Origin of the sequence: Massilia aquatica (assembly GCF_011682045.1) — a bacterium.
Lineage (GTDB): Bacteria > Pseudomonadota > Gammaproteobacteria > Burkholderiales > Burkholderiaceae_D > Telluria_A > Telluria_A aquatica.
Map to the genome: position 1 here is coordinate 98,487 of NZ_VVIW01000021.1, position 13,242 is coordinate 111,728.

The 13,242-nt window shown below is 61.8% G+C and carries 11 protein-coding genes and 9 tRNA genes; 13 read left to right on the plus strand and 7 right to left on the minus strand.

Going from position 1 to position 13,242, the window contains the following annotated elements; all coding sequences use genetic code 11:
• Window positions 1-220 precede the first annotated feature (220 nt).
• The 3 genes from prsT to F1609_RS26225 form a co-directional block, all read right to left on the minus strand.
• Complete coding sequence (gene prsT / locus F1609_RS26215) at window positions 221-3,001, minus strand: XrtA/PEP-CTERM system TPR-repeat protein PrsT (protein ID WP_167079586.1); 2,781 nt, start codon at window positions 2,999-3,001, stop codon at window positions 221-223.
• A 134-nt stretch (window positions 3,002-3,135) separates the two neighbouring features.
• A complete protein-coding gene (locus F1609_RS26220; protein WP_167079587.1) occupies window positions 3,136-3,522 on the minus strand; it encodes a PIN domain-containing protein in 387 nt (128 codons plus the stop codon).
• A complete protein-coding gene (locus F1609_RS26225) occupies window positions 3,516-3,704 on the minus strand; it encodes a hypothetical protein (RefSeq protein WP_167079588.1) in 189 nt (62 codons plus the stop codon). The genes F1609_RS26220 and F1609_RS26225 overlap by 7 nt, the downstream gene beginning before the upstream one ends.
• Before the next feature lie 377 nt (window positions 3,705-4,081).
• On the opposite strand from F1609_RS26225, the gene F1609_RS26230 reads away from it, so the two are divergent.
• On the plus strand, window positions 4,082-5,923 hold the full coding sequence (locus F1609_RS26230) for a pre-peptidase C-terminal domain-containing protein (RefSeq protein ID WP_167079589.1): 1,842 nt from the start codon (window positions 4,082-4,084) through the stop codon (window positions 5,921-5,923).
• Window positions 5,924-5,950: 27 nt separating this feature from the next.
• Here the strand turns inward: F1609_RS26230 and F1609_RS26235 are convergent, their stop codons facing one another.
• On the minus strand, window positions 5,951-6,139 hold the full coding sequence (locus F1609_RS26235; protein WP_166891385.1) for a helix-turn-helix domain-containing protein: 189 nt from the start codon (window positions 6,137-6,139) through the stop codon (window positions 5,951-5,953).
• A gap of 178 nt (window positions 6,140-6,317) precedes the next feature.
• Here F1609_RS26235 and F1609_RS26240 point away from each other — a divergent pair, with 178 nt between their 5' ends.
• The 11 genes from F1609_RS26240 (at window position 6,318) to F1609_RS26290 (ending at window position 9,058) form a co-directional block, all read left to right on the plus strand.
• Window positions 6,318-6,731, plus strand: coding sequence for a hypothetical protein (locus F1609_RS26240; RefSeq protein ID WP_167079590.1), 414 nt, complete (start codon window positions 6,318-6,320; stop codon window positions 6,729-6,731).
• A gap of 302 nt (window positions 6,732-7,033) precedes the next feature.
• Window positions 7,034-7,106: transfer RNA gene (locus F1609_RS26245), tRNA-OTHER, on the plus strand.
• Window positions 7,107-7,192: 86 nt separating this feature from the next.
• Window positions 7,193-7,277 (plus strand) — tRNA-Tyr (locus F1609_RS26250).
• A 37-nt stretch (window positions 7,278-7,314) separates the two neighbouring features.
• A tRNA-Asn gene (locus F1609_RS26255) sits at window positions 7,315-7,405 on the plus strand.
• A 121-nt stretch (window positions 7,406-7,526) separates the two neighbouring features.
• Window positions 7,527-7,617, plus strand: a tRNA-His gene (locus tag F1609_RS26260).
• Window positions 7,618-7,624: 7 nt separating this feature from the next.
• Window positions 7,625-7,700 (plus strand) — tRNA-Arg (locus F1609_RS26265).
• 161 nt (window positions 7,701-7,861) lie between these two features.
• Window positions 7,862-7,947, plus strand: a tRNA-Leu gene (locus F1609_RS26270).
• 61 nt (window positions 7,948-8,008) lie between these two features.
• Window positions 8,009-8,084, plus strand: a tRNA-His gene (locus tag F1609_RS26275).
• A 42-nt stretch (window positions 8,085-8,126) separates the two neighbouring features.
• Window positions 8,127-8,202, plus strand: a tRNA-Trp gene (locus F1609_RS26280).
• A gap of 7 nt (window positions 8,203-8,209) precedes the next feature.
• Window positions 8,210-8,286, plus strand: a tRNA-Cys gene (locus F1609_RS26285).
• 205 nt (window positions 8,287-8,491) lie between these two features.
• Window positions 8,492-9,058: an HNH endonuclease gene (locus tag F1609_RS26290; protein WP_166879345.1), complete on the plus strand. Its 567-nt coding sequence runs from the start codon at window positions 8,492-8,494 to the stop codon at window positions 9,056-9,058.
• 26 nt (window positions 9,059-9,084) lie between these two features.
• Here the strand turns inward: F1609_RS26290 and F1609_RS26295 are convergent, their stop codons facing one another.
• Window positions 9,085-9,831, minus strand: coding sequence for an NAD-dependent epimerase/dehydratase family protein (locus tag F1609_RS26295; RefSeq protein WP_167079591.1), 747 nt, complete (start codon window positions 9,829-9,831; stop codon window positions 9,085-9,087).
• A 304-nt stretch (window positions 9,832-10,135) separates the two neighbouring features.
• On the opposite strand from F1609_RS26295, the gene F1609_RS26300 reads away from it, so the two are divergent.
• Window positions 10,136-11,833, plus strand: coding sequence for a diguanylate cyclase (locus tag F1609_RS26300; protein WP_167079592.1), 1,698 nt, complete (start codon window positions 10,136-10,138; stop codon window positions 11,831-11,833).
• 36 nt (window positions 11,834-11,869) lie between these two features.
• On the opposite strand, the gene F1609_RS26305 is transcribed toward F1609_RS26300, so the two are convergent.
• Window positions 11,870-12,475 (minus strand): IQM protein middle domain-containing protein, encoded by a 606-nt coding sequence (locus tag F1609_RS26305; RefSeq protein WP_167079593.1) that lies wholly within the window; start codon window positions 12,473-12,475, stop codon window positions 11,870-11,872.
• Between the two features lie 567 nt (window positions 12,476-13,042).
• Window positions 13,043-13,242: transposase (locus F1609_RS26310; RefSeq protein ID WP_167079594.1), on the minus strand; the 200-nt coding region annotated here is incomplete at its 5' end.

Genomic DNA, 13,242 nt, shown 5'->3' on the forward strand with positions numbered 1-13,242 from the left:
TGCTAACAGGGACTATCGTAACATTGTCAGCAAGATGCAGGGCGACAATTAAAATTTTTCTTCGCAAATATGCAACAGCTGAGTAAGGTTCGCCTCGGTTGGTCGGCGTCCTGGCGACACTTGATTCACCGTAAACGTCAAAAACCGTCATTCCCGCGCCGGGAATGACGGTTTTTAAGCGATAGGCTTAGGGGTTGAAGTCCTACCCCGGCGATCTGGGCTACAGCTCCTTGGCCAGCGCCTTTGCCTCATCCATCTGAGCAAAGTTTTTACTGGCCATGACTTTCTCCAGTTCCCGCTTGGCCCCAGCCTTGTCACCCGTTTTTGCCAGTCCGGCCGCCAGGTGGAAGCGGATATCGGCCGCCTCCGGCGCCAGCGCCACCGCCTTTTGCAGCAGGGTCAGGCCGCGCTTGGGGTCGCCCTGCTCGACCAGCATCCAGCCCAGCGTATCGGTCACCGCCGCACTGTTGCCGGCCAGCGCGAAGGCCTTCTCGGCAGTCTTCAGCGCGCGCGGGTCTTTTTCCTGCTGGTAGGCCCAGGCCAGGTTGTTCAGCGCCGCGGCATTCTCCGGCGCTTGCTTGAGCACCGCTTCGAGCCCGGCGATGGCGGCCTTGTAGCGCTTGCCCGCCAGGTCGTTCTCGGCCACGTACAAGGCCAGCGCCACGTCGTTCGGATGCTCGGCCGCCGCCTTGGCCAGGCGCGCGTCGGCTTCCTTGGCCTTGCCGGACTGGCGCAGGGCCGCGTGCAGCTTGATCAGGTTGACGCTCGAGGGCGTGAGCGCGAAGGCTTTCTCGAAGGCCACCGCCGCTGGCGCGGCCTTGCCCTGCGCCATGCTGAGGTTGCCTTCCAGCTGGAAGCCGAGCGCTTCCTTCGGACGCTGTTTCTGGATCTGGCGCGCAATCGCCAGCGCGTCGTCGAGCTTGCCCGCGTTGGCGGCCAGCTCGGCCTGGGCCACCTGGGCATCGACAAAGTCGGGCTGCAAGGCCAGCGCCTTTTTCAAGTCCTCGCCAGTGGCGTTCAGGTTCTTCATCTGTGCGTGCACCGTCGCCAGGCGGAAATGCGCCATCGCCGATTTGGGCGCCACGGCGACCAGCTTGCCGTAGGTGTCCAGCGCGCCCGGCAAGTCGCCGTTGGCCAGCTGCGCCTGGCCCAGCAGGTCGAGCAGGTCCAGGTTTTTCGGATTGGCCACCTGGAACTTGCGCGCCAGGGTCAGGGCCTTGTCCTTCTGGCCGATCGACAGGTAATGCGCACCGAGGGTGCGCGCCGGGCCGATGGCGTCGGGATTTTCGCTGCTGGCCTTTTCCAGCCACTGGTTCGCTTCGTCCTGGCGGCCTTGCGCCAGGGCCAGCTTGGTCAGGGCGTAATAGGCTTCGACATTCTTCTTGTCCTTTTCCAGGAAAGCGACCAGTTGCTGTTTGGCCAGATCGGGCTTTTTCTCGCGCATGGCCAGCTGGGCCAGGTTGGCGGCGGCCGGGAAATAGTCGGGCTTGAGCGAAAGCGCCTTGTCGAAGCTGGCGCGGGCGTTGACCACGTCGTTCATGCCCAGGTACACGCCGCCCTTGAGGTTGTGCACCATCGGGTCCGTGGGCTGGGTCGCTTCGAGCGCCTTGGCCGCAGCCAGCGCCTTGTCGTAGCGCTTCAGGCGCAGTTCGGTCATCACCAGCAGCACCGCGGCCTTGGGCGACTTGGCGTCGAGCCTGGTCGACTGTTCGAGTTCGCTGACCGCGCGCGCATCGTCGCCGGTGGCGAGCTTGCCCAGCGCCAGCGAAGTGCGCAGTCCGGCCGCGTCCGGCGCGAGCGCGCTGGCCTGCTCGAAGTAGGCGGTGGCCTTGGCGTAGTCGCGCGCCTGCATGTAAGCCTCGCCGGCCAGCGCCAGCAATTGCACGTCATCCTTGGCGCCATCGAGCATCGGCGTCAACTGGGCCAGCGCTTCGGTGGTCTGGCCCATTTTCAGCTGGGTGCTGACCATCAGCTTGCGCGCGTAGCGGTGTTCGGGCATGGCGGCCAGGTATTTGCGCAGGTGCTGTTCGGCCTGCGGCATCGAACCGAGCGCATGCTCGACCGCGCCGGCCATCAGCACGCTCGGCATGTGCTCGGGCGCGACGCGCAGGATTTTTTGCAGCGTGTCCTTGGCGGCGGCGTGCTTGCCCTGGGTGAAGTCGAGCAGGGCCTGGGCGTACGACACCATCAGCGCGTTGGGGGTGATCTTGCGGGCGGCGTCGATGTCGGTCTTGGCGGCGTCGAACTTGCCTTCCGCGATCTCGACGAACGCGCGCTCCAGGTGCGCCGAGCGGTGCTCAGGCTTGAGCTTGATGACCTGGTCGTAGGCGGCCAGCGCTTCCTTGCCCTTGGCCTGGGCGCGCAGCAGGTCGCCCTTGAACATCCAGGCGGTCGCATCCGACGGGTTGCTGGCGACCACCTGGTCGGCCAGGCGGTTGGCTTGTTCCAGGTCCTTGCGCGCCAGGGCCTGGCGGGCCGAACCGATCAGCGCGCCGACATGGCCGGGCTTGGCGGCCAGGGCCTTGGCATACAAGGCGGTGGCTTCGTCGGCGTGGCCGAGGCCGGCGCTGGCTTCGGCGCGCAGGGCCAGCATGTCGGCGTCGGCGGTCGCGCTGGCAGTTTCGTCAAGCACCTTCTGGAATTGCTGCTGCATCATCAGGACCTTGGCCAGGGCCGGCACGGCCTTGTCCTTGGGCGCGCCCAGTTCGATGGCCTTGCGCAACTCCTTCTCGGCCGAGACGGCGTCGCCGGTGTCGAGATACAACAGGCCCAGGGTCAGGCGCGCCTCGGCATCCGACGGGTTTTTTACCAGCGCATTTTTCAGCTGGATCACAGCCGACTTGCTGTCGCCCTTGTCGATGAACTGGCGGGCATCTGCCACCAGCGAGGCCGACGTTTCGGTCTTGCCGCAAGCGCCGACGGCGCCCAGCAGTAATAACGCGGACAGTGCGGCGGCGCCGCTGCGCGCCCTGGATCTGGTAACGGAGCTGGTAACTGACATGACTTCCCTATCGTGTGCAACGTGAAATGATTGGCTGGACAAAGCTGCGCCGGCCCGGGCGGCCGGTCTTGTGCGGATATTCTATATCGATTTCTCAGGGGAACGAGAAGAATAGGCGCCTGCGCCAGCGCCGTTTACCCGGGGTCGGCGGGCGCCAGGGTGTAGGGCACCAGCACCGTCTCGCCCGGCTCGAAATCGCGGGTGTCGCGCGTGACCAGCACGCGCCCGGACAGATTGGCGGTGGCCAGGATCACGGCGTCCGGCAGGCGCATGGCGTGCGCTTCGCGTACGCGCGACGCTTCCATGGCCAGGTGGTGGTCGATCGGCAGCAGGTCGAACTGGGCCAGGAAGGCTTCGACCAGCAGCCGCTCGGCCTCGTCGTCGGACACGCCTTCCATGATTTCCATCCACGTCACCACGCTGATGGCCTTGTCGACATAGCGATCGCAGGCCAGCTCCGCTTCCGCGACGCCATTCAGATAGTCGATCAGGATGTTGGTATCGAACAGCGCCTTTACCATTCGTCGCGCAACCTGTGCTGGTAACTGACCCCATCCTCAGGAATGCGCTTTTTCCACAGGCCGAAGGCGCTCGGCTGCGGCGCTGCGCGCCGCTCGGGGGCGAGGGGGGCGGATCGGCCTGTTTCATCGGCAATGACACCTGGAACATGGGTTACCGCGAGGTCGTTCGGATTGCGGCCCATGTGGCGCCTCGAAAGTTGTTCAATGTTAAGTAGTGTATAGCATCGTTTGCGCCCCGTCAGCATGGCACGCTGGCAAGGTGGCTTATCCTGATTGCATAGGGAAAACGGAAATGGGCACCCTGTGCCGAATAAGCGTGGATCTCGGCCCCTTTATAGCTAGCAATCTTGGGAAATTCAGGTATTTACATTAGGAAAATTTGGCTGTCGTGAATGACAGGCGCCGCGTCCGCTATTGGTATGCTTGTGCCGTTTGGATACATACAGCATCTTTCTCCCATGGTAACGTTCTGCCGTCGCAATTGATAGCCTGACGACAACTTTCCGCCAATCCGCGCGGAGAGTGGCAGATCGATAAAAATGACCACCCCGGAGACCGAATGACATCCTCGCACACCCTGTTCCTGCTCATGGCCGCCGCCCTTGCCGGCAGCGCCACCGCCCAGACCGATTACGCCAGCGCGCAAGGGGCCCGCCCCGCCGCCGGCATGCAGATCGGCAGCGCCGAGGCGGTCCTCGCCGGCTTTGCCGAACAACACGCTAACGGCCGCACCCTGCAAGTGCAATCGGTCGGCGGCAACACCGTGGCCGCCCATATCCGCGACTACGCCGACAAGAACGGCGTGGTCTCGATCACCGGTACCGCGGTCGACACACAAGATTCCGTGTTCGTGCTCAAGGGAAACAAAAAAGCCGTGTACGGCTACCTGCTCAAGTACGACACCCGCAAGGCCTGGGAATACACCACCGACCGCGCCGGCAAGGTCTGGCTGACGGAAGTGCCGATCACCAAGATCGTGCCCGACTTCGACCCCGATTTCCGCGACCAGCGCACCCCGGCCATGCTGGCGCTGGCGGTCTCGCACCCGGTCTACAGCCCGATGGCGCTGCGCCAGGCGCGCCATATCGGCCCCTACCAGAATGAAGACGTGACCCAGCTGCAAAGCAAACCGGGCAGCCCGTACGTGTTCTACCTGAACATCACGGCGGTCATGAACGGCAGCACGCCCTTGAACGGCGTTACGAAAGAAAACATGTACCGCGCCTGGCAGTCGATGGCCGACCAGTACTCGATGCTCAACATGAACGTGACCACCAGCCGCGCCGTGTATGACGCCGCGCGCACGGCCAACGTGCTGCGCACCGGCATCATCAACTTCATCAACCAGGACGGGCGCTCGTTCGCGCCGCTGCGCTCGTTCGGCACCACCGCCGCCGGCACCCTGTACCGCAATCCCTCGTCCGGCTTCGACTACGGCTACGGCATCGGCATGACCGGCGCCCACGAAGTCGGGCACCAGATGGGCATGAACCACGACCGTGGCGGCAGCGGCGGCGAGTATTTCGAAGGCATCGCCGCGTTCCAGTGGGCCCCGATCATGGGTAACTACTGGATGGGCGGCGGCTGGGCCAACCAGCTGTTTACCTGGAGCCGGGGCGAGTACACCACCGCCAGCAATTTCGAGGACGACCTGCGCATCATGAACGTGGACGAGGCGGTGCCGTACATGGCCGACGATATTCCGGACACGCGCGCGCTGACCCTGGGCACGGGCGGCGCCATCGATCCGACCCGCAATTTCGGCCAGATCGAACGCAACACCGACAGCGATACCTTTACCTTCACAACCACCGGTGTAACCACCCTGAACCTGCGCATCGACCCGCTCGAATACCTGCGCATGCTCGACGTCGACGCCAGCATCGTCAACGCGGCGGGGGCGGTGGTGGCGCGCAGCAACCTGGCGGTCAACCGCTCGGCCCAGTTCACCAATCTGTCGCTGCCGGCCGGCAGCTACCGGCTGGTGGTGCGCGGCGGCGCCGAAGGCACGCCGGCCAACGGCTTCTCGAACTACTCGTCGCTCGGTCACTACGCGATGAAGGGGACCCTGGCGGGCGCGGGCGGTACAGGTTATCCGGTGCTGGGTAACGGCGTGGCGCTGACCGGCCAGGGCGCGGCGACGGGCGGCTGGCAATATTTCACGATTGACGTGCCGGCGGGCAAATCCCAGATGGCGTTCGCGCTCAACGGCGCCAATGGCGACGCCGACATGTTCGTGAAACTGGGCGGCACCCCGACCACGGCCAGCTACAACTGCAAGTCGGACGGGCCGAGCAGCGTGGAAAACTGCACGGTCAATGCGCCGACGGCGGGCCGCTACTATGTGGGCGTGTATGCGTATGCGGCGTACAACAGCCTGAGCGTCAAGGCGACTTACTAAGCATGGTAAGGGACGGCAGCGGAGACGCTAGCCGTCCTTGAACAGCGCCGACACCGGGCAGTCGAACAGGCTGGCCAGTCCCTCGAGCAGGTCGATGCTCAGGGACTTGGTGCTGTTGTTGACCACGCGCGTGAGCTGGGAGTGCGAAATCTCCACGCCCATGGCGCTCAGGCGTTTCCACAACTCTGTGACGAAACGGATGTCGTGTTCAGCCATCAAAACCTGGACCCGCAGGACGGCTTTGCGCTGTGGCCCCTGGAGGGGCCTGGATATGGGGGGTGTTTTTAGTGTGTGCATGGGTTCGTCGTACCTCACTACGACAGGCGCCATCATACCCGTTTGCCGCCGACCCCGTTTTCATCTGTTGCAAAAAAACCCAAGCGGTGCGACTTGTTTGCATCTGATGCAAATTATTTTCGATATTTGCTTGCTTTCCGATTTTGTGCATGTCAGAATGCATTCACTCGCTCAGCAAGAGCACCAACCGCAGCAACGACCACAGGGATTTACCGTGAAAACAACGACGCAACAACAGATGACGAAGCAGCGCCCAGTGCGCGGCCTGTCGCTGCTTGCCTGCAGTCTGTTGGGGTCGTTACAAGTTGCACTGCTGGCCGCGCTGCAAAGCGTTAGTGATGCAGCCTCGAAGGGCCTTGGCGCCCTCGCCGCCGCCGCCGCCGCCGCCGCCGCGAATCATGACGCGCGCCGTCCCTTGCCAGCACCGTATTACCACCAACACCACCAGTGGCCCGCATTCTGTGGCGCAAATTGGGAACCGACAAACAACATCCGAGGGGGCAACCCCTAGCTGCGGAGGCTTACCCCTCCCCGGCTGACCGCCAGGTCAAGCTCAAGGGCTCGGATGTTCCGCAAGGACTCCGGGCCCTTTTTGTTTTGGCCGGCAGTTTTACCGCAGCACCGCAGTCATCGCAGTAATAGCAACAATCGCAGCAATCGCAGCAATCGCAGTCAAGCCCTTTCAGTTTGAGGCCGTCCCCGGACAACCCGGACCAGACGCAGGTTCTTTCACAATTCGGACAGGTAATTAAACGGTTCCGCCTGTATCGGTATCGCACCCTCACGTGCGATACCAGTGCGGGTGGAGCCGGTGCGGGAATAGCTCAATCGCAGAGCGCAACCTTGAAAGGTTGAGACAGGGAGTGCGAATCTCCTTCCCGCGCCATTCCACAAAGCGCTTTCAAAACAGCGCATGGCCCTGCCAGGGGCAAGTCACGCCGAGAGGCTTTGTGGAATGGCCGATCAAGCCTTGGGCGACGAGCAGCATTGGCGACTGCAGCGGACTGTAAATCCGCCGTCTCTGACATACGGGGTTCGACTCCCTGGTCGCCCACCATCTTTGCATTCCCGGTTATGCCGGGCGTGCCCCCTTTTCCCCGATACGCTAACTGGTAAGCGGACGCACTGTTAATGCGTTGTAGGCCCGACAGGGTTATGCAGGTTCGAGTCCTGCTTGGGGAGCCAGTTTCAATTGTGGATTAGCTCAGCTGGTAGAGCACTTGACTTTGACTCAAGTTGTCGCAGGTTCGAACCCTGCATCCACTGCCAGTTTGCCGCGTATGACCGCGCGGTTCTTTTTTCAATGGTGACGTTAGCTCAGTTGGCAGAGCTTTGGATTGTGATTCCAAGGGCCACCGCCGTAGCGACGGCCGATTCGAGTCCGGTACGCCACCCCATTTTTATCTCACCTTAGCTCAGCTGGAAGAGCGCGACGCTACGAACGTCGAGGTCGCAGGTTCGATCCCTGCAGGTGGGTCCATTCAAGGCACGTGTCGCCCGCACGCGGCATTCCCATAGTTCCCGGATAGGGTTCGTGGCGAAGGCCTTACGCTGGTTCCGGATTTCAGCCCGGCACGCGCAAGCCGTGGTGCTCCGACAGTTTGATGCGCACTACCCCGGCAGGCAACCGGGACCCGCACCGCGCTCGGGGTGGAAACGGTAGACACGCCAGATTCAAAATCTGGTGCCGCAAGGCATTGGGGGTTCGACACCCCCCGAGCGCACCACATACCCGGTTTGCTACGGCCTGCGCCGGCAGCAAACCGTAAGTTGTTCAAGTTTTCAATGGTGACGTTAGCTCAGTTGGCAGAGCTTTGGATTGTGAGTCCAAGGGCCGCCGGTTCGAATCCGGTACGTCACCCCATTTTTTCGATTGCGCGCCCGGCGCCGCAATCAACCATGCACTATCTCAGTGGCGCAATTGGCAGCGCAGCGGTTTCCAAAACCGAAGGCTGAAGGTTCGACTCCTTCCTGGGATGCCATTTTTATGTGGGGTTGCCCGAGCGGTCCAAGGGCGCGGTCTGCAACACCGTTGTTCGCCGGTTCGAATCCGGCACCCCACTCCAATGCAGCGCAAGCGATATCGCCCGGGCGTCCCTCACGACGCGCGGGAATGCGCGGTGCGCTGCGCCTTATTTTCGTGCTTGCTGCTTTGCCTGCAAGGCGTATTATCACGTTTAGCACCTGTCCGGATTTTCATCTTCCGCCAGCGCCCCCGGCGCCGGCCTTTTCTACTATTCCATTCAAACAGGCATCAGTAAAAGTGAAAATATGACTCCGCAAATCTTAGCACTCGACATCGCAGGAAATCCATTCGGATGGATCTCCGCCCAGGAAGCGATCCATTATTACGCCGTCGGCAAGGTGGCGTGGGAACTGGGCGACCGTGAATTTCTGTTTCGCGGCGGGGTGTCGAATGCGGGCGTGCTCTCGACCATGACGGTCAAGCCGATCATTTCGATCATGGGCAGCGAGCGCATGACCAAGAAACTGCGCGTGGCGCTGCCGCTGGGCGACGACAACCACTTGCTGTTCGCGCGCGACCGCCACACCTGCGCTTATTGCGGCAACGTGTTTGCGCGCCAGCACCTCTCGCGCGACCACGTCCTGGCGCGCACCCACGGCGGCAAGGATAGCTGGACCAATTGCGTGACCGCCTGCAAGCCGTGCAACCAGGCCAAGGGCGCCACCATGGTGCACGATTTTCATCCGCTGCTGTACGTGCCGTACGTGCCTTGCCGTTTTGAACACTTCATCCTGAGCGGCAGGAATGTGCTGGCCGACCAGCACGATTATCTGTCTGCCAAATTGCCGAAACACTCGCGCATGCTGGCATGACCGCCCCCGGCGTAGCGCCCCGTGCGCTATGCCGGCGCGCCCGCGTCACCTTCAAGTAGCGTAAAAGCGTCGTCGCGCGGCCGGTAATCGAGCGCACTGCGCGTTTGTTCGATGGCCAGGCGCTTGTAGCGGTTGTCCGATACCCCATGCACGACCGTAAAACCTTTCAGGTCGGCATCAATGCAGCGCGCCAGCAAATGCACCACATCGCGCTCGCTGATGAACGCGGCCACGTCGCGCGCACTGTGCCGTTCGCCCGCATGGAAGGCTGCCACGTTGGCGATCCGCACGGCCACCGTGACCAGCGTGCCATCGTCGGCAAACAAGGAGGCAAGCGCTTCGCCGAACGCCTTGCTCACACCGTACATATTCTTGGGCCGCGGCGCCATGTCTTCGTGCACCTGCACGTCGAGCGGATACCCTTCAACGGCCTGCGCACTGCTGGCAAACACCACGCGCCGGCATCCCTGCGCCTTTGCCGCCAGGAACATGTTGTAGGTGCCGATAATGTTCGTCGGCAGCAGCGAGGCGTGGAAATCGGCGTCGGGCAAGGGGTCCGCCGCGAGGTGAAGCACGGTGTGCACACCTGCGCAGGCGCGCATGCAGGCGTCCAGGTCGGTGACGTCGAGATGCACGGCCTCGCCGCCCATCTGTGCCAGCGCGGCGGAGTCGAGGTCACCCAGGCGCAGGTCGAGCTGGCCGTGCAACTCGCGCACAAAGGCCGTCCCGATGCGCCCCGCCGCGCCGGTCACGAGCACTTTGTGCGCCGTCATGCGCCACCCGCATCGCTGACGGGTCGCTCACTGCGGAAATGCCTGTTCATCATGGAGGTTCTACCGATCAGAAAAACTGATTATCCGAGCGGGCATGCTGCGGGGTCAAACGAGGAATCCTGTGTAGATGAACAAGTATTTCTTACCCATCGCTCCCGGCCCGGCCGGTGCTAATACCATATTGCAACACCAGAGGCCGGATTGAGTGATACAGTCCTCTTTGAATCCCGCGTTGTCTGCCGCACGCGCAAACGCACCATGTGTTCCTGAAACGCCGACCACCCTCCCGTCAGGCAAGGCCACCATGAAGTTCGAAACCAAACTGAAAGCCGCGGCCGCCGTTGTCATCCTGGTCATGTCGACCGTGGCCCTGATTCCCTTGCTGGTCAACCGGCACGTGGCCGAGACCATGGGCGACCTGAAAGCGGCCGCGCGGCGCGAGCACCTGTATCAGAGCCTGATCAGCATGCTGCGCGATGCCGAGACCGGCCAGCGCGGCTTCATCATCACCGGCAAGGAAGAGTTTCTCCAGCCCTACTACGCCGGCACCAGCATGATTCCTGCAGTATTGCTGGAACTGAAGACGGAAAACGCCAATCCGCGCGAACAGGGTAGCCTCAAGAATATCGAAGACATCACCAACGCCAAGCTGGTCAGCCTGAGCGACACCATCAGCCTGCGGCGCGACAGCGGCTTCGAGAAACCGGCGCAGGTGATCGCCGGCGGCAAGGGCCGGTCGCAAATGGACTTGCTGCGCAGCCTGATCGGCGAGGAATTGTCCGATTACACGCAGCGGCGCAACGAGCTGCGCGAAGAGCTGCTCATCACCTCCAACATCGCCGCCTATGCCGGGGTAGCGGCCACGCTCATCAATGTGGTGTTCCTGCTCGGCGTGCTGCTGGCCGCCCAGCGCGCCCTGATGCAGCGCCGCCGTGCCGAAGCGCACGCCAACGAGATCACCGGCGAACTGCGCCGCGCCGCCACCCTGGCTACCCTGCGCAATGCCCACCTGCAAAAAAGCGCGGACTTGCTGCATTCGCTGGAACTGGCCGAGACCATGGAGGAAACCTCCGAGATCATTGCTGCCTATCTGCCGGCGCTGCTGCCGGCATTATCCGGCAGCCTCTACCTGTACAGCAATTCGCGCAACGTGCTCGAACGCAGCGCGCGCTGGGGCAGCGTCGACACCGAGGCGGAGGTGCTGGCGCCGCTCGATTGCTGGGCCTTGCGGCGCGGCAGCGAACACCTGGCATCCGGACCGGACGCCCTGGTGTGCCGCCATGCGCACGAGAGCGGCAAGGACACGGCGCGCCTGTGCGTGCCGCTGATCACCCAGGGCGATGTGATCGGCTGCCTGACGGTGGTGGGCGACGCCCTCGCCGGCGAGCATGGCGCCGAGCAAGGCCAGTGGATCGTGCAGCTGGCCGAGCAGTTGGGCCTGGCCCTGAGCAATGTGCGCCTGCGCATTTCCTTGCGGCGCCAGTCGATCGTCGATCCGCTCACCCAGCTCTACAACCGGCGCTACATGGATGAGGTGCTCAAGCGCGAACTGCTGCTGGCCGAACGCAAGCAAGGCGCGGTGACCGTCGTGATGATCGACCTCGACCATTTCAAGCGGGTCAACGATACGTACGGCCACGACGGTGGCGATGCCCTGCTGGTGGCGGTGGCGGCGGCCCTGCGCGAGAATGTGCGCGCGTGCGACATCGCCTGCCGCCTCGGTGGCGAGGAAATGCTGATCGTGCTGCCCGAGTGCAGCCTGGCCAACGGCCTGGCGCGCGCCGAAGCGGTGCGCCTGGCGGTCGCGGCGCTGCAAGTGCGCAGCAACGGGCAGATCCTTACGGCCACCGCCTCGTTCGGCGTGGCCAGCTTTCCCGAGCACGGACGCACGGTCGAGTCGCTGGTGCATGCCTCGGACCTGGCGTTGTATGAAGCCAAGCACGGCGGCAGGAATTGCGTCGTGGCGGCACGCGGTACGCACGCCACAGCGCTCGTGGCGTGATAATCAAAAGCAATTAGTTGTCAAACTCGCGGCGCTTTACGACCTGATCATGTCAACGCCACTCTCCCACGTTGTTGGCGCACCGGTCGGCGGCGAATACTTGAATGAGATTGCGTTCAAATTTGCGCCTTTTAATTTCATAACGGTGGCGGCAAGCTTGAGTTGTGCAAGCCCGGGCTTGTAGTGTCCGCTGTGATTATTTACTTCGACGATAATCATTCCCGGTGCGATTATCATCGAACCCGCCGCGAGAACCTGAGCACCCGCCAGAAATGACGAATGGTGGAACGTTCCGATGGTTTTGAACCCGACATAGAAATTACGAAGTGGATCGACGACGTAGATGATTTCTCCCCTCGAGGTCATGTTGATGCCAATCTCGAAAATGCTAGCGCGACTCAGGACCAGATGATCGTCTTTGAACGTAGTAAGGTGAAGACGACGTTGTCTCGGGGTCAGATATTTAACGTTGCCAGTTCTGCCGTGGCCAGGAGGGTGTGATGGGTTAGTTACTTCACTCCAATAAGCCCTGTCAACAGCCTTTTCGCCACCGTGTGCGATAAGATTATGCCCCTTCAGTGCTTGAAAAGCACGCCTCGCGACGCTGGCGGTAACAGGTGCATTTTCCGGGGTCAGCAGCATTGGAATTTCCCTCTTTAAGTTAACTGTTTATTTACTTGGCGACAATTGCAAAAAAAACATGTGACCTGAATATCCGCAGCGGAATAAAATTATGCTGTTTTCATATTATCGTTCTTGTGCGCGCAATAAGCGCTGCAAGTATAGTCTCAACATAACTATTGTTCAAGTTTTCGCTGCCACGTGTTGGTCAAGTCCCGTATTTTTTAATGGTTTCCGAATACATAAGCCGCTGATTATGCAAGCCGGATAATTACACGCCCATAATAGGCAGTGAATGAAGAATCTCGCATTGATCCGCCAGCCAATCGGCCGAACCATGCAGGTGTAACGCTAAGTAAGTGTGCAGAAATTATTGTCATTTATAGCGAACAGAAGCGGATGCCTGGCAAGGCGCACACCGCGACGCAGTGCGAGCACTGCTAGGAGCCTGCGCGGCAGACAGTTTTTTCGCTGAGCATGCCAAGCGCGTCTTCGCCGCCGTCGATAGCGATTCACTTTCGCGTGCGAAAGTCGAATGAAATAGAAGCTTCCGGCCTCAAATTGGGCGGATTTTCGCCCTTTTCAGGTCTACGCGTACATCATTTTTGCCATTCGTCGCAAGTTCAGCGCGGTGCAGACGAGTTTCCACTCGGCCTGCGCCTTGGCCAGTCCTCGCATGCTAAATTGGCGGAAACCCAGTACGCTTTTCACCCAGGCGTTGGGCGGTTCCGAGATCCACTTGCGTTTTCGGTAAGCCGCCTGCGTTGTCACGGATTTGAACTTCTCTG